The following is a 16,189-nucleotide window of genomic DNA, read 5'->3' on the forward strand; positions in this document are numbered from 1 at the left end:
CTTGAAACATTTATAAGCAGAAAGGCTGTCTGGAAATTCCAGACAGCCTTTTATATTACAGTTAATCTTAGTGATTACGCAGAATTTCTACTAGCGTTAATGTTTCCGAATAAAGAACGCATCACTATTTTTTCAAATATTTTAATTTGTTCTTCGTCTTTAACATCTTCCTTTTCTAATTCCTGAATTTTTTTAAGTGCATATTGTTGTATGGTAAGCAATGGCAAAACAATAGACTCCCTAACTTCAATGGAGGCTTTTCCAGAAGGTTCGTTTTCCATAAGCTCTTTATAGCCCGTAAGTTTCAATAACAAGGTTTTGGTAGTGATGTATTCTGCATAAATGATATTCCAAAAATCGCCAAACTCTTCGTCTTTGGACATGTATTTGGTTAAATCGAAAAATGATTTGGTTAAACTCATCATACTGTTTTCCAACAAGGTTTTAAAGAATTTAGAGTTTTTATAAAGATGTTCCACTTTCTGGAATTCTCCTTTTTCCTCATATTTTTTTAATGCCGTACCAACGCCAAAAAACCCGGGAACGTTTTGTTTTAATTGACTCCACGACCCCACAAAAGGAATGGCCCTTAAATCTGAAAAAACCAGTTTATCAGAATTACCTCGTTTTGAAGGCCTGCTCCCAATATTGGTTTTAGCATAATATTTTAAAGTACTCATGCGTTCCAAATACGGGATGAACATCGGGTGGCTTTTAAAATCTTTGTAGGCTTGGTAACTGGTTTCCGCCAAATCGGTCATCACTATTCTATCTTCTTTAGCCATTTCCAGCTTTTCTTTCCCCATTCTATTAAACATCCCAGAACTGATTAATTGTTCTAAGTTGTATTGCGATGAATCTAAAGTCCCGAAATTAGAGCTAATGGTTTGCCCTTGTATGGTAAGCTGTACTTCCTTGTCTTCAATATTGGGCCCTAACGATGCGTAAAACTGATGCGTTTTTCCACCGCCTCTTGCTGGTGGTCCGCCGCGGCCATCAAAAAATATGGCAGTTATATCATGTTTTCTAGACATTTTGGTAAGCAGTTCTTTAGCCTTGTAAATACCCCAGTTAGCCATTAAATAACCACCGTCCTTTGTTCCGTCGGAAAAACCGAGCATGATGGTTTGTTTGTTGCCACGGCTTTTTAAATGTGCCATATATACTGGGTTGGTATATAGCTGTTCCATAACGGCAGGGGCATTTTCTAAATCGGTAATGGTTTCAAAAAGCGGTACCACATCAACCGGTAAATGATCTTTAAACGCCACTATTTTAAGCATGGCGAAAAGTTGCATCATATTTAAAGCGGTTTGGTTGTTGCTAATAATATATCTATTGGCGCCACGCTCACCATTGCTTTCTTGAATTTCCTTGATGGCTTCAATGGTTTTTAAGGTGTTATGGACCATTTCATCTTCAAACACATCAATATCAATACTGATGTCTTTAACTTCCGATAAAATTTTAATTTGTTCAGCTTCCGATAAATCATGGTAATTTTTCGGGAATGATGTATCTCCTCTACTGATCAAATGATCAATGACCGTTGTGAAAACGGCATGGTGAATACGGCTGTCTTGCCTAATATCCAAGGTTGCAAAATTATATCCAAATAAATGGATTCGGTTAATCAAGCTGTTTATTTCGGTAACATAAAGTGATTGGAATTCTTCAACAATAACGTTTCTAATACTCAATAATTCAGTAAGCAATTCTTTTGCCGATATCGCTTGTGGGTAATCCAAATTGATGCTACAATTGTACAAAATGGTTTCTAAACTTATTATGCGCTCTTCAACACCTCTAAAAGTAAGCTTACGCCTTAAGTTTTTTAAATCGGCATAATATTTTTTCAGTATGGCTTGTTTAAGTTTTTTCGCTACACGAATGGTCGTGTCTGGTTTTACAAACGGATTTCCGTCACGGTCGCCCCCCGGCCAAAAACCAATATTAATTATTTCGTTGTGTTTTTTTGTGTCGTCATAAATATTCTGTTGGATGTAATTATAAATTTCCCCAAAAGATTTATAAAAAACATTTTCCAAATACCATATCAAACTTTTTGCCTCGTCATAAGGTGTTGGTTTTTCGTGTTTAAAAAACGGTGTTTTTCCTAATTGGGCAAACAGATTATTGATTTCCGACAGGTTATTTGTTTTGATAGCTTGTGTTAAATCGGTAATAATGCCCAGTACAGAACCTGGATAAAACTGGGTGGGATGCGCTGTTAAAACAATACGCACTTTAAACGCTTCAAGATAGCTTTGTAGTTCTTCCAGGTTATTGTTGGAAATAGCCGATTCTTTTAGGTTTCTTAAGGTGCCAATCCCTTCCATGTTGTTTACTATGGGGAATGCGGCATCTTCAACAGCATCAAACAAAACCACTTGGCGCTCTATATATTGTATAAACCTAAAAAGCAGATTTATTTGGCTTTCCTTTGTGCGACGTGCTTGGTATTTTTTAAAAAAAGTATCTACAATGGTGGTGGGGTCGTCTCCATTTTTAAAACCTTTTTGGCAAGTTTCGTGGAATAAAGGGAGTAAGGCGCCTGTTTTGGTAATGGCATCAAAAGGCAAGGTCATAAATATACTGTTGTATATTTGGTATTTAGACAGTACGTTTTGTTTAAATCGTGTTAGTTTTGGTTCTACAGACATAAGGGAATTCTATTGGAAATTAACCATAAAAGTAAGGAAGCTAAATTAAAGATTGCCGACTTTACAAAATTTTATTGATTTTTGTCATTTAACGATTCCTAATTGTGAATAATTAAATAAAATGGCGACTTAATCTTAATCTTTATAATTAAAGTTGTTGGATATTTCATTTTTAAAACCAACTTGTTTTTTTTCTAACCAACAGGCCGCTATTTGAAAACATGACAAATATCATATTTTGGTATACTGCTTAAGCCGTAACTTCGCATTTTTATTTTATTAAAAAAACGTTCAAAATAAAGTGCAATTGCCTATAACAGCATTTTGAATATTATCAGTGGTGATTAAGGACAATTTCTTTAATCTTAAATGTAAAGCAGATGAAACATCCATGACTAAAGTTTTCTCACACAAGAACAATGCTAAATGGATGTAGCATCTGACCTATAAAAAACAATAAAAGAATACAGATGAAAAATACACATACGTTCCACATTCCTGTTATGGGAATTGGATTTACCATAGATTCGCCTTTAAAAGTGGCACAGTACGGAATCGATTCTGTAATCTCATTGGTAGACGATATTTTACTGGAGAAATTAAGGAAAATGTACAGCGAAAAGTTTGAAATTCCATACACTGAAATAACCGATAAAATTGATGATTTTAGAGCAAAACGAATCACCTCCTATTTGAATATGATGAGCGATTTGGTCGATAAAAAATTTGAAGCTTTAAAAAATGCATCGAATGAAAAAAGCGAAGCCCTAAAAGCGTATTTCAATATGATGCCTTCTGGTTCAGCCATTAAAGAAGAGTTTCATAAACTTACGGAAAAAGGTTTTCATGTTTCTGAAATTAAGAATTGGATTTCAGAAAACTTGACCAAAGGGAGTATCGATGTGAATATCATGACCAAAGTTGATAAAGACAACTATATAAAAGGCGAAAAATTACCCGTTGAGTATAATGATGCACATGCCGCTTTACGCGGTTTTGCGAATAGTAAATTACAATCTTCAGTGGTATTATCGGCAGGAATGAATCCACGTTTGTACGCTTATATGGGTCAGTTTGACGATTTTTATCCAACGGAAGCAGGTACTTTTCCAAAAAAAATTATTTTAAAAGTGAGTGATTATAGGTCGGCTTTAATTCAAGGTAAATTTTTAGCTAAAAAAGGCTTGTGGGTATCTGAATATAGAATAGAATCCGGACTTAATTGTGGAGGTCATGCCTTTGCAACCGACGGTTATTTATTAGGGCCTGTTTTGGCTGAATTTAAAGAAAAAAGAGAGGAATTAAGAAGCAGTATCGAAGCCATGGTAAACCAAGAATTGGAAAACCAAGGACGCATCACTTCAAAAAAACCTTTGGAAATAAAATTATCGGCTCAAGGCGGTGTTGGCACCCATGAGGAGCATGAATTTTTACTGAATGAATATAAACTGGACTCTATTGGTTGGGGGACCCCCTTTTTATTGGTGCCAGAAGCAACAACTGTTGATGAAAAAACCATGAATCAATTAGTGCTTGCCAAAGAAGAAGACTTGTATTTAAGCGATATTTCGCCATTAGGTGTGCCATTTAACAATCTTAGAGCGAATACTAAAGATTTAGATAAAGAAGTATTAATAAATAAAGGAAGACCAGGAAGTTCTTGCCCTAAAAAGTTTGTAGCTTTAAATAAAGAATTTAAAGAATCTGGGCTTTGTACAGCTTCCAGAGAGTACCAACATTTAAAAATAAAAGCGTTGGATACGGAAGACTTGCCATTAAAAGAATATGAAAAAGCTTTTAATAAAATAACCGAAAAATCGTGTACCTGCGTTGGTTTGGGAACTTCGGCACTGTTAGCTTATAATTTAGATACCAAGGTAGAAGGAACGGGGGTTTCCATTTGCCCAGGCCCAAATATGGCGTACTATTCAAAAATTATGAGCCTAAAGAACATGACCGATCATATTTACGGAAGAGATAATATGATTTCAAGAACCGACCGTCCAAATATATTCATTAAAGAACTTTACATTTATATAGATTATTTAAAAAACAAGTTGGAAGACGCAAGAACAGCCATGACTGCTAAAGAAGAAAAATATCTACAAACCTTTACCAACAATTTAAACGAAGGTATTTTATATTACAAGTCGATGTTCAACGAATTAAAAGGTGCGTTTCAAGAAATAAAAGATGCCGTTTTAAACGAGTTGGAAAACGGTGAAAAAACGTTAGGTTTAATAAGTTTAGAAATTCAAAATCTGTCTATTGAAAACCAGAAAAACCAAATAGCTGTTTAGTATTTATATGTAATTTATAAGGTATTTTTAATTTTATCAAATAATTAAGCCCTTGCCAGGGTAAACTCATACTCTGTTTAAAAAAAGCCACAAATGCACTAATTTTTTATTTAATCCATCTTGATTTTTTGTTTTTAAAATAATCCCCCTAGAATCTATCGGGATGTTCTGATGAGACTATTATTGAGAAGCATAGCATCGCTTAGCACAAGAAAATAGAAAAAATATTGGGGAATTTCTGCCATTCATGTCTGCCGGAAGGTTTCAGTAGATGGAAATAGTCAAGATAAGTTCATTATAGTGAATACACCAAACATCTACACAAATTTTTAAAAAATCTATAGATTTTTTTATTCGTGACAATTATTTTTATAGCGATTTTTAGTTTGATTCGTGCATTCGTGGCAAATAAAAGTGTGATCGTGTCTTAGTTGTTACTTAAAAAGAACTTAAAAATTTAATAAAAAGATAATATCTCTTTAATTTCTAATTCATTTTTATTGTTAATATCAGTTCCATAAGATTATAATTAAGATATTTGTATAATAATTGATTTGAACAAGGCACATTTGTTGTGTAAAAAACTGCAAGCTTAATTAAACCGATGGATTTAGTAAAAGAAATAAACCGCCTTAAAAAGGAAAAAAATGCCGTAATTCTTGCACATTATTACCAGGTGCCCGAAATACAGGATATAGCAGATTATGTGGGCGATAGTTTACAGTTGTCTCAAAAAGCCGCGGAAACGGATGCCGATATTATTGTATTTGCCGGGGTTCATTTTATGGCAGAAACCGCCAAAATATTAAATCCTACAAAAATGGTGGTGCTGCCCGATTTAAAAGCGGGTTGCTCGTTGGCGGATTCTTGCCCGCCCGATACTTTTGAAGCATTCACAAAAGCGCACCCAGACCATATTGTTATTACTTATGTGAATTGTTCTGCGGAAATAAAAGCTTTGAGCGATATTGTTTGTACATCATCCAACGCTTTGAAAATTGTTAATTCTGTTCCTAAAGACACCCCTATTATATTCGCGCCAGATAAGAATTTAGGTAAATACATCATCAGTCAAACAGGTAGGGATATGTTGCTTTGGGATGGTAGTTGTATTGTGCACGAAGCTTTTTCTATTGATAAACTCATCGCTTTGCACAAAAAGCATCCCGATTATAAAATTATAGCGCATCCAGAATCTGAAACGCACATTTTAAACACGGCAACCTACATTGGTTCTACTTCTGGGATGATAAATTTTGTAAAAACCCATCCCAAGGAAAAATTTATTGTAGCTACCGAAGCTGGAATTTTACATAAAATGCAATTGGAAATGCCCAATACAGAGTTGGTACCTGCCCCTGCAAAAGAAGATAACACCTGCGCTTGTAGCGAATGCCATTTTATGAAAATGAACACGCTACAAAAACTGTACAACTGTTTATTGAACGAAACCCCTCAAATAGAAGTTCCGGAACATATAAGAAAGCGTGCGCTTTTGCCTATTGAACGCATGTTAGAACTATCAAAATAATATGATTGAAGCAAATTATTTGGTCATAGGTTCGGGGATTGCGGGTTTAACCTTTTCGGTTAAGATCGCAGAAAAATTTCCTGGCAGGAATGTGGTAATCGTTACCAAAGCAAATGAGGACGAATCGAATACCAAGTATGCACAAGGCGGGGTTGCGGTTGTTTTAAATAAAGAAAAAGATTCTTTTAAAAAACATATTGAAGACACTTTAATTGCGGGCGATGGCCTTTGCGATAAAGAGGTGGTAGAAATGGTGGTGAAAGAAGGTCCCGACCGATTTGAAGAACTCATGCTTTGGGGGGCCAATTTTGATGTGGATTCCAGCGGTGAATTCGATTTGGGAAAAGAAGGGGGGCACTCTGAATATCGCGTAGTTCACCACAAGGATATTACGGGTTTTGAGATAGAACGCGCTTTACTTAAAAGGGCACATCAATTATCGAACATTACTATTTTACCCCATCATTTTGCGATAGATTTGGTTACAAACCATCATGTTAAAGACCTTCAATCAGAAGACATAGCTTGTTTTGGCGCGTATGTTTTCGATCAAAAAACAGGAACTATTTTCACTATAAAAGCAAATAGTACGCTTTTAGCTTCAGGTGGTATTGGTTGTGTTTACGGGCATACTACCAACCCCATTATTGCAACAGGCGATGGAATTGCCATGGCTTACAGGGCAAAAGCGCACATTGAAGATATGGAATTTGTACAGTTCCATCCAACGGCGTTATACCAAGTAAAAGGAGAATCATCCTTTTTAATATCGGAAGCGGTAAGAGGTTTCGGAGCCTATCTTCGCAATAAAAAAGGGCATCGGTTTATGCTCGATCACGATGAACGTGCAGAACTGGCATCACGGGATATTGTTTCACAAAGTATTGATAGCGAATTAAAAAAATCGGGCGATTCACATGTGTATCTCGATTGTACCCATTTAGATATGGAGGCGTTTAAAAATCATTTCCCAAATATTTACAATAAGTGTTTAGAGCACCATATTAAAATAGAAACCGATTGGATTCCCGTGGTTCCTGCGTCCCATTATTTATGCGGAGGAATCAATGTGGATAAAAACGGAAAAACTACCATTGCCAATTTATTTGCTTGTGGAGAATGTACAAGAACAGGATTGCACGGCGCCAACAGATTGGCATCTAACTCGTTACTGGAAGCGTTAGTGTATGCACACAACATTTATAAATACCACAGTGCAAACGAGTATAAATCTGCAAACGTGGTTATTCCAGATTGGAATGATAAAGGAACTGTGATTGAAAAAGAGCATATTCTCATACAGCACAACTTAAAGCAATTGCAAGCATTAATGCGCGATTATGTAGGTATCGTAAGAAGCAATAAACGTTTAAAACGTGCCATAAAGCATTTGGATTTAATTTACAGTGAGGTTGAAGAACTTTACAAGGAATCAAAAATTACAGCCTCGCTTTGCGAACTTCGTAACATGGTCAATGTGTCGCATTTAATTGTAACACAATCTTTAGAACGAAAAGAAAATAAAGGGGGGTATTTTAATATTGATAATGTAAAAAAATAAACGAGGCTCCCTTTTTAAAGGACCCTCGTTTAAAACAATTTTATAGACGAAGTATCTATTTTCCCAACATGAGTAGTTCGCTACAAACTACTTCGGTAATGTAGCGTTTGTTTCCTTCTTTGTCATCATAGCTACGCGAGGTCAATTTGCCTTCAATGGCAACTTCTTTTCCTTTGGTTACATACTTTTCAATTATTTGGGCCGTTTTTCCCCAAGCAACCACATTGTGCCATTGGGTGTCTGTAATTTTTTCACCTTTTGTATTGGTGTAACTTTCATTGGTGGCAATAGCAAATTTAGCCAATGTTTTGCCCGATTCAAGATTGATGATTTCTGGGTTGTTTCCTAGGTTACCAATCAACTGTACTTTGTTTCTAAGTGTGTTCATGTTTTTAAATTTTTATGGTTAAACAGTTAATGCTATCGAGTTCTTATGTTACTGAAAAAAATCCAGCATTAATTCGACACTGCAAAGATGTCACAGTTTCAAAATGTTATTCGGTTGATAAATGCTTAAATTCGTTTGTAAATGTTTGTAGTCGTTTGTAAATGGATAATGATTTTTGTTTAAAGGGAACTATATACAAGTTCACACTAAACAACAAAGTTTAATTTCGCACTAAAAAATGTGCTTTTTTTGAAATTATAAGTTGTCTAATCTATTCCATTGACCGCCACTAATTCAGCAGTATCCAAGAATAAGCTTCTTGCTGATTAAATAATCAAATTAGGTCCTTATTTATCAATAAGCGTGACGGATTCCACTATTAATTCTAACTAACATCAATAGTTACTTTTCGTCCTTTGGGTTATAATTTCGTCCTTTTTTTATATTTTTATTAAATTCAGACAAAGGCTGTTCTATTTTCAATTTTTCCTTCGGGAGTTCACCTTTTTTAATACCTTCTACCATTTTATCAAAATCAGATTTAAATTCTTTGTCTTGAATAGGTCTGAATTTTTCATATTCTTTTTCTGCGAATTTTTTAGCTACATCCTTTCTGATTTTACCTGCATCATCCAATAAATCATATTCATTAAATTTTAAAAATGAATCTAATTTATTTGCCCAACCATCCATATTCATTGTAACACCTCTTTTTGCTTGTAACTCAGCAAAATCTAAATACATATTAACTAGTGTGTTCAATTCACTAATTTCTTCTTTTTTAAGATAATTTTTAGCAACTCCAACATCAGACTTCATGATTTTACCACCTTTTTTTTCGTTTTTCCAACTAGTCAGACCCATGTGAGGTTTTTTAGAGTTGGCTCTTAATTTTACAATTTCTGGTGCAGTATGGCGTGTTATTGCATACTCTAATTTGTTTTGCACAGTAGCGAAAAATAATCGTGTTATTGGTGCTTGTGAGTCATAATCTATAGCTGTTGCATATAAGTCAGTTATTTTTTGATAAAATCTGCGTTCGGAAGCGCGTATCTCCCTAACTATTTCAATTAATTCATCAAAATAGTCCTTATCAAATAGATTCTTACCTTGTTTGAGTCTATCATCATCGATAGCAAAACCTTTAACTAAATAATTTTTTAAAACACTATTGGCCCAAATCCTAAACATTGTTGCTTTTTGGGAACTAACTCGATAACCTACTGAAATAATTGCATCAAGATTATAAAATTCAATATTTCTTTGCACATCTCTTCCACCTTCTTCTTGAACTGTCAAAATTTCTTTGACAGTTGAAAATTTATTTAATTCCCCTTCTTTATATATATTACCTAAGTGATAACTGATAGTTTGTTTTGAAGCATCAAAAATTTCAGCCATGCTATTTTGAGATACCCAAACCGTTTCGTTTTTATCATCTAATATTACTTGGATATTGGTTGTTCCATTACCCGAAGAATAAAACATGAAGTCTGTATTTTCTAAACTATGCATTTATCAATTCTTTATAAATTATTCTCTTCTCAATACTACACAAAGGTAAATTAAATCTATCGTTTTCAGAACCATTGCGAGTATTATGTCTAAACACAAATTCATCAACGTAAAAGTGCAAATGTTTTTTAGATGTGAAATGATATATCCCGTAAATACCACGTTTTAACAACGCCCAAAAACTCTCTATTGGGTTTGTTGATACCTTAACCTCTTACATATTCCCCTCTACTGTGCATTACTGTTTTGTGGTCATAAACTCGCTCTAATGTAGAATAGCTTCTATGTTGGTCTGTGTAAACTTTGGTTTCTACGCTTATGTTTTGATAAATAACAGGCAATAAAGCTATTTCTGATGCATTTTCAACGTGCATTGCTCTTACTTCGCCATTTCTTTGTATCATTCCAAAAACAGTAGATTTTTTATAATGCTCTATCATTTATTCTGATTTATCACGTCTTCTAGATGCACTTCTGTTTTCGTTTTTACCGCCTAGATAAGTTTCATCCATTTCAACTTCACCGTTTATTGGTCGTTATTATCCAATCCAAAACAGTTTCTGATACGTTGTAGCATAAACCATGCGCTTTTTTGAGTAATACCCAAATCACGCCCTAATTGAAGTGATGAAATGCCTTTTTTGTGTGAAGTAACCAACCAAATAGCAAGAAACCATTTTTGTAATTCCATTTTTGTATTATCAAATATGGTATTTGTCTTAACATTGAAGTATTTTCCTGTGTTTTTACATTTATATTTATTTCCTTTACAGTCATATACTTTAGAAGTAGCATCAAACGGACTTACAACGTTACCGCTCCAACGTAATAATTCTAAATGGTCTATACAAGACTGCTCTGTTGGAAAGGCTTTTATTAGATCTAAAACTGATTTTACTTCTTTGTTGAACATTGTATTGGAATTTGATATATCAAATATGGAAGTTATTTACACAATAAATAAATATTTAGTGTAAAAAAGTTTAGTACATGACAAAAAATTATATTAACATTTATTAAACTCTATTAAGCCTACTGAAATCAAGACCTGTCAGGTTTTAAAAACCTGACAGGTCTGAAACGCCAAATATTATAGAGCTATTGACAATCAGTCATTTAAAATGTATGTTTCAATTTTTGTCATGTACTTATGTAAAAAAGTTCTAATTGAACAAAATAAATGTGAATTATAATAGGAAAAGGCATAAAACATTAGAAATATTATCTTCTAAAATAATCGAATTTGGAACTACTAAAGTCGGTAGTAACTTTGTTTTAGGTGTTAGTTTTGAAGAACTGCAAGAAAAATTAAACTGTAATAAGGAAAAGTGTGAAATTATTTTTCTCCACTATTTGAAAATGAAGAAGTTCAATTTACAGATATAAAGGTAATTGGTTTGGCTTCTACGCAAAAAGGATTATCATCATTTTCACAAAAGAAATGCCTAACAAAAAACAATACGATAATTACAAACTGGTTTAAAAACTTCGTTCAGATTATTGTTCCAATACTATCGTTAATTGTCGTTATACTTGCAATAACACTTAAAATAAATAGTTTGAACTCAAAAAATACCATAGAAATAGAAGCCATAGAACAGAAACAACGAGAATTAAAAAACAGTATAGATAGGTTGGAAATGAAAACCAAAAATATTCAAGATTCCATTTTAGGGATTTCAAAAAACTAAACCTCTTTTTCATAGCTTAGTTTTTTGTAAATTGAATTGATTTTCGGAAATCCCAAAAATGAGTCTAAAGAAGTATATAGTTCCCTGCTTATATTTACATAAAAACAAGTATCCATGCCAAAAGAATGTCTAGAATGCGGAGAAAAAATTGTTGGAAGAATTGATAAAAAATTCTGTAGTGATGGGTGCAGAAATGCCTATAACAACAATGTAAACAAAGACAGTAAAAACCTGATTAGGAACACCAATAACAGGCTTCGTAAAAATTACAGGATTTTAGAAGCGCTCAACCCTGAACAGAAAACAAAAACATCCCGGGCAAAATTGATTGAGTCGGGTTTTGATTTTAATTACTTCACAAGCATCTACACCACCAAAGTAGGCACCATATATTACTTTGTTTACGACCAAGGGTATCTGCCCTTAGAGGGCGACTATTTTGCTTTGGTAAAACGTGAGGGTTAATACTATTTCCAAGTATCGCCCTTCATAGCGAGGGCTGCTTTTAAAATGTCTTTCTGGCTAATCTGGCCCACTAACTTCCCATTTTCAACAATAGGGAAACGCCGGTGCTTAGATTCCAAGAACTGTTGGGCAGCGTCAAAAATATTCATATTCCCATCAATGGTATCAACATTTTTTACCATACAAGATTCAACGGTATTATTGGTCATGGGCAAATTGTGGTACCTGCTTTCGCTTATTTGTTTAATACAATCGCCTTCAGAAATGATTCCAATCAATTCATGCTTGTCATTTACCACCGGGCCGCCAGAAATTCTATATTTGATTAAAGAATCAATAACTTTATCTATATGGTCCTCAGATTTAAAGGTTATCAGTTTGGTAGACATGTAATCGCTAACCTTAAGAGGCACCTCTATTGTGGTCTTTTGCTGGTTTTTTCTAGAGGCTAAAAAGCTTTTAATTCCCATAATTATTTGGTTTAGTAAATCCTAAAGTACTTAATTTTTTTAAGTTTTCCTAAAGAATCTGCTTTTTCGTCATTTAAAATAATCAATTGTTAATGGGCCATTAAAATAATTAGCATTCTTTTAAGAGTTTAAGTGTTAATTTTTTATAGTTTTAGCACTTCAAAATAAATTTAAAAAAATGAAAAAATTTTTCGCATTATGGTTATTTGTAGGTGGTTGTATGTTGAATGCACAAAGTAACACCGATTTGCTAAAACATTATGAAGCTTATTATAAGCAAATGAAGGAACAGGGAGATATTCAAGGCATTATAAATGGTATGACACATTTAAATATTCTTGCGCCTTCCCAAGCCAGAAAAGACACCTTGGCCTATATTTACATGAGTGAAAACCAGTATGTGCAGGCACTTAACACTATTGGTTATGACCGATTGTTAGATGATTCGGACATTGCTATTGAAGTAAAGGCGGTTTCTTTAAAAGCGGTAAAACAACCAGAATTGGCCATTGGGCAGTTTGAAGCCATGTTTAAAAGAAACCCGAATGCTTTGGTGGCGTATGAACTGGCAGAACTTTATTTACAAACGCAAAAATTGGCCGAGGCAGACCAACACATTGCTTATGGTTTGGCAAATGCTAAAGACGATATGAAAAAAGCATTTTACGAAACGCAAACGCCTTATGAGGTTTCGTTAAAATCGGCTTTTATGTACTTAAATGCCCTTTCTACTTACAATAAGGACAAAAAGGCAAACATTGATAAAGCGGTAGATATTTTGGATGCTACCCTAAAAGTATCGCCAAACTTTAATTTAATTAACTTGACAAAAAACGAATTGTTAAGACAAAAGCAAATGTTACAAGCCCAGGCAGCGCAACCTAAAAATTAGCAAAACATTAAACAATAACAACGGCAAGCATTTTTAAATGCTTGCCGTTGTTTATATAAACCAAACCATTAGGGCTTTTCAATAATTATATGGTCACCTTCCAATTTCTTGTTCATTTGTAAATTCAAGTTTGAAAAAGCCACTAAAGATTCTTTTAAAATTCCAATGAGTTCTGGTTTGGAAGTCGTGGACAAATTTGAAAGACTTTCCAATTTATAAAGTTTAGTTTCCAAAGCAGTCAATCGTGCATAAATGGCAGACGTATTAACTTGAGGCGGTATGTTTTTTTTTAAATTTACAAGTAATTCTCTTACCTCTTTTTTGTTATTGTCGAAAAAACTTAAATCCCCTTTTTTTACATTATCCACTACCTCTTGAAGTTGTTTGTATTCATTCCAGTTTGCAATCGTCTCCTCCGTTCTATCATCCAAAATATAATCGGTATATCTAAATTCTGAAATGTCTTTGGCAGTAATTTCTCGACTATCAGTGCCTTTTTTAGCAATTAAATCAGTGTTCTCTTGATCCTTTTTACAAGAAAAAAGCATGAGAAATAGGCTTATCAGACTTAAAAATTTAATGTTCATAGCTTATATTTATCTATAATGACAAAGATATAAGATTAGTTTCTTTTTTAAACAAAAACAAAACAACAGACTTTAGTTTGTTCGTTCCATTAAAAAAAGAAATCTTAATTAAGTGTTAAGTGAAAAATATTTCAAATTTAAAATACGATATTATCAATAAAAACTTATTATTTTTGAATATTATTTATCAATACTGTTTTAAATGAAGTCTAAAATATTAATAATTGGTGCTTGCGGACAAATAGGTTCGGAATTAACATTCAAACTCAGGCAGTTGTACGGGCATGACCAGGTTATTGCAAGCGATATAAGTTATAGTAATTTAGATATTGTAAATTCAGGTATTTTCGAAATTGTTGATGCGCAAAATTACGCAAGCGTAAAAGTGTGTGTTGAAAAATATGGAATCGATACCATTTACTTAATGGCTGCCATGTTAAGTGCCACGGGAGAAAAATTCCCTATGAAAGCCTGGGATTTGAATATGCAATCGTTGTTCCACGTACTGAATTTAGCCCGGGCAAAGTTTATAAAAAAAGTATTTTGGCCATCAAGCATTGCCGTTTTTGGACCTACCACCCCAAAAGAATATACGCCACAGTATACCGTTATGGAACCGTCAACCGTTTACGGTATTACCAAACAGGTGGGCGAACGCTGGTGCGAATACTATCATAATAAATATGGCGTGGATGTGAGAAGCTTGCGCTACCCAGGTATCATCAGTTGGAAAACTTTACCGGGGGGCGGCACCACCGATTATGCGGTTGAAATTTACCATAAAGCCATAACCGATGGTTTTTATGATTGTTTTTTAAGTGAAAAAACCGAATTGCCCATGATGTTTATGGACGATGCCATTAAAGCGACCGTAGATATTATGGCCGCTAGTAATGATGCCATAAAAATAAGATCGTCCTATAATTTGGCTGCCATCAGTTTTACACCCCACGAGGTTGCAGAATCCATAAAAACACACCTCCCGGATTTTCGGATTTCATACACGCCCGATTACCGGCAAGATATAGCGGACAGTTGGCCAAAAAGCATCAATGATGCTTATGCACGCCAAGATTGGAAATGGAAACATGCATTTAAACTGGAAGATATTACCAAAGAGATGCTTTTGCAACTCAATAAAAAGTATAGTGCAGCGTTAAAGGAATTTAATTAATTGTATATTCGGCGACCCCTAAATCTTAATTATTATGCTGGAAAATTTTTGGTTTAACGTACAATATGGCATTAATCATGTACTGGATGTAAAGGCTTATGACCATCTGTTATTTCTAATTGTATTAACGGTGCCCTACCTATTCAAAGACTGGAAACGCGTGCTTTTATTGGTTACCATGTTTACATTGGGCCATACCTTATCGCTCGTTTTAGCAGTATATAATATTGTAAGCGTTAAGGCATCCATGGTGGAGTTTTTAATACCGATAACCATATTGGTTGTGGCACTTTTTAACGTGTTTACATCGGGTAAAGGCGCCCAAAAGGAAAAGGTTGGCATATTGTTTTTATCGACATTGTTCTTTGGTTTAATACACGGTTTGGGTTTTGCCCGCGAGTTTAAAATGCTTTTGGGCGACTCAGATAATAAAATAGTATTACTGCTTGAATTTGCTCTGGGCATCGAGCTGTCCCAAATCATTATCGTATTTTCAGTCTTGCTATTTGGTTATATCATGCAAACTATTTTTAGGTTTAACAAACGCGATTGGATTATGGTAATTTCAGCCATTGTAGTCGGTTTGGTTATTCCCATGATACTAAATAGTGAATTTTTATCTTGATATATGTGCTTCATCTTCGAGCAAGATGATAACCATATAAAATTACTTTATTATTTTCAAAATGAAGAATGGGTAAAATTAAGATGATTGCTATTTTTTCATTTAATACAAAGAATCAAGACCGCTTCGCTGTTAGTCCCGATAGATTCTGTGTTAACTATCAAGTGGTTTCTGTTTTTTATTTATTAATTTTGTTTTTCAAGACAGCTCATAGGGAAAAGAATAAAGACTAAATCGTAACTAATTGATAGGGTGTACGACAAATTTCCCATTACGCTGCATTTTGGCATAACTGTTTGATTCTATGGCCTTGCTTGCTTTTATAGA

Annotated in this window: 13 protein-coding genes and 1 pseudogene; 8 read left to right on the forward strand and 6 right to left on the reverse strand. The window is 34.1% G+C overall.

What is annotated here, in order from left to right:
* Nucleotides 1-74: 74 nt before the first annotated feature.
* The gene (locus ACU1LP_RS05695) at nt 75-2,663 is read right to left on the reverse strand and encodes a phosphoenolpyruvate carboxylase (RefSeq protein ID WP_445735806.1); all 2,589 of its coding nucleotides are present in this window, start codon (nt 2,661-2,663) and stop codon (nt 75-77) included.
* A 470-nt stretch (nt 2,664-3,133) separates the two neighbouring features.
* Here ACU1LP_RS05695 and ACU1LP_RS05700 point away from each other — a divergent pair, with 470 nt between their 5' ends.
* The 3 genes from ACU1LP_RS05700 (at nt 3,134) to nadB (ending at nt 8,055) form a co-directional block, all read left to right on the forward strand.
* Nucleotides 3,134-4,963 carry a hypothetical protein gene (locus tag ACU1LP_RS05700; protein WP_445731664.1) on the forward strand — a complete coding sequence of 610 codons (1,830 nt, stop codon included), beginning with the start codon at nt 3,134-3,136 and terminating at the stop codon, nt 4,961-4,963.
* Between the two features lie 604 nt (nt 4,964-5,567).
* A complete protein-coding gene (gene nadA, locus ACU1LP_RS05705; protein ID WP_445731665.1) occupies nt 5,568-6,494 on the forward strand; it encodes a quinolinate synthase NadA in 927 nt (308 codons plus the stop codon).
* A gap of 1 nt (nt 6,495) precedes the next feature.
* Entirely contained in the window at nt 6,496-8,055 is a 1,560-nt protein-coding gene (gene nadB / locus ACU1LP_RS05710) for an L-aspartate oxidase (protein ID WP_445735807.1), read from the forward strand.
* 55 nt (nt 8,056-8,110) lie between these two features.
* Here the strand turns inward: nadB and ACU1LP_RS05715 are convergent, their stop codons facing one another.
* The 3 genes and pseudogenes from ACU1LP_RS05715 to ACU1LP_RS05725 form a co-directional block, all read right to left on the reverse strand.
* Nucleotides 8,111-8,443, reverse strand: a complete 333-nt coding sequence (locus ACU1LP_RS05715) for a single-stranded DNA-binding protein (RefSeq protein WP_445735808.1) — start codon at nt 8,441-8,443, stop codon at nt 8,111-8,113.
* A gap of 402 nt (nt 8,444-8,845) precedes the next feature.
* Nucleotides 8,846-9,958: a virulence RhuM family protein gene (locus tag ACU1LP_RS05720; RefSeq protein ID WP_445734368.1), complete on the reverse strand. Its 1,113-nt coding sequence runs from the start codon at nt 9,956-9,958 to the stop codon at nt 8,846-8,848.
* A pseudogene (locus ACU1LP_RS05725) lies at nt 9,951-10,871 on the reverse strand (IS1595 family transposase). Before ACU1LP_RS05725 ends, ACU1LP_RS05720 begins: the two are co-directional and overlap by 8 nt.
* A gap of 646 nt (nt 10,872-11,517) precedes the next feature.
* Between ACU1LP_RS05725 and ACU1LP_RS05730 the strand changes: the two are divergent.
* Both ACU1LP_RS05730 and ACU1LP_RS05735 read left to right on the forward strand, forming a co-directional pair.
* Complete coding sequence (locus ACU1LP_RS05730; protein WP_445733058.1) at nt 11,518-11,649, forward strand: hypothetical protein; 132 nt, start codon at nt 11,518-11,520, stop codon at nt 11,647-11,649.
* Between the two features lie 114 nt (nt 11,650-11,763).
* Nucleotides 11,764-12,114 carry a hypothetical protein gene (locus ACU1LP_RS05735; RefSeq protein ID WP_445733057.1) on the forward strand — a complete coding sequence of 117 codons (351 nt, stop codon included), beginning with the start codon at nt 11,764-11,766 and terminating at the stop codon, nt 12,112-12,114.
* A gap of 2 nt (nt 12,115-12,116) precedes the next feature.
* Here the strand turns inward: ACU1LP_RS05735 and ACU1LP_RS05740 are convergent, their stop codons facing one another.
* On the reverse strand, nt 12,117-12,584 hold the full coding sequence (locus tag ACU1LP_RS05740) for a CBS domain-containing protein (RefSeq protein ID WP_445733056.1): 468 nt from the start codon (nt 12,582-12,584) through the stop codon (nt 12,117-12,119).
* 178 nt (nt 12,585-12,762) lie between these two features.
* Here ACU1LP_RS05740 and ACU1LP_RS05745 point away from each other — a divergent pair, with 178 nt between their 5' ends.
* Complete coding sequence (locus tag ACU1LP_RS05745) at nt 12,763-13,476, forward strand: hypothetical protein (protein ID WP_445733055.1); 714 nt, start codon at nt 12,763-12,765, stop codon at nt 13,474-13,476.
* A gap of 68 nt (nt 13,477-13,544) precedes the next feature.
* On the opposite strand, the gene ACU1LP_RS05750 is transcribed toward ACU1LP_RS05745, so the two are convergent.
* On the reverse strand, nt 13,545-14,063 hold the full coding sequence (locus tag ACU1LP_RS05750; RefSeq protein ID WP_445733054.1) for a hypothetical protein: 519 nt from the start codon (nt 14,061-14,063) through the stop codon (nt 13,545-13,547).
* 202 nt (nt 14,064-14,265) lie between these two features.
* Here ACU1LP_RS05750 and ACU1LP_RS05755 point away from each other — a divergent pair, with 202 nt between their 5' ends.
* Nucleotides 14,266-15,237, forward strand: coding sequence for an NAD-dependent epimerase/dehydratase family protein (locus ACU1LP_RS05755; protein WP_445735809.1), 972 nt, complete (start codon nt 14,266-14,268; stop codon nt 15,235-15,237).
* 34 nt (nt 15,238-15,271) lie between these two features.
* Nucleotides 15,272-15,862, forward strand: coding sequence for a HupE/UreJ family protein (locus tag ACU1LP_RS05760; RefSeq protein WP_445735810.1), 591 nt, complete (start codon nt 15,272-15,274; stop codon nt 15,860-15,862).
* Nucleotides 15,863-16,189: the final 327 nt, after the last annotated feature.

Source organism: Mariniflexile sp. (assembly GCF_052728615.1).

Excerpts from the sequence above, each read along its gene's own strand:
- ACU1LP_RS05740 (WP_445733056.1), bottom strand. The coding sequence starts at position 12,584 with ATGGGAATTAAAAGCTTTTTAGCCTCTAGAAAAAACCAGCAAAAGACC.
- ACU1LP_RS05750 (WP_445733054.1), bottom strand. The coding sequence starts at position 14,063 with ATGAACATTAAATTTTTAAGTCTGATAAGCCTATTTCTCATGCTTTTT.
- ACU1LP_RS05745 (WP_445733055.1), top strand. The coding sequence starts at position 12,763 with ATGAAAAAATTTTTCGCATTATGGTTATTTGTAGGTGGTTGTATGTTG.
- ACU1LP_RS05755 (WP_445735809.1), top strand. The coding sequence starts at position 14,266 with ATGAAGTCTAAAATATTAATAATTGGTGCTTGCGGACAAATAGGTTCG.
- ACU1LP_RS05715 (WP_445735808.1), bottom strand. The coding sequence starts at position 8,443 with ATGAACACACTTAGAAACAAAGTACAGTTGATTGGTAACCTAGGAAAC.
- ACU1LP_RS05735 (WP_445733057.1), top strand. The coding sequence starts at position 11,764 with ATGCCAAAAGAATGTCTAGAATGCGGAGAAAAAATTGTTGGAAGAATT.
- ACU1LP_RS05760 (WP_445735810.1), top strand. The coding sequence starts at position 15,272 with ATGCTGGAAAATTTTTGGTTTAACGTACAATATGGCATTAATCATGTA.
- ACU1LP_RS05700 (WP_445731664.1), top strand. The coding sequence starts at position 3,134 with ATGAAAAATACACATACGTTCCACATTCCTGTTATGGGAATTGGATTT.
- nadA (WP_445731665.1), top strand. The coding sequence starts at position 5,568 with ATGGATTTAGTAAAAGAAATAAACCGCCTTAAAAAGGAAAAAAATGCC.
- ACU1LP_RS05720 (WP_445734368.1), bottom strand. The coding sequence starts at position 9,958 with ATGCATAGTTTAGAAAATACAGACTTCATGTTTTATTCTTCGGGTAAT.
- ACU1LP_RS05695 (WP_445735806.1), bottom strand. The coding sequence starts at position 2,663 with ATGTCTGTAGAACCAAAACTAACACGATTTAAACAAAACGTACTGTCT.
- nadB (WP_445735807.1), top strand. The coding sequence starts at position 6,496 with ATGATTGAAGCAAATTATTTGGTCATAGGTTCGGGGATTGCGGGTTTA.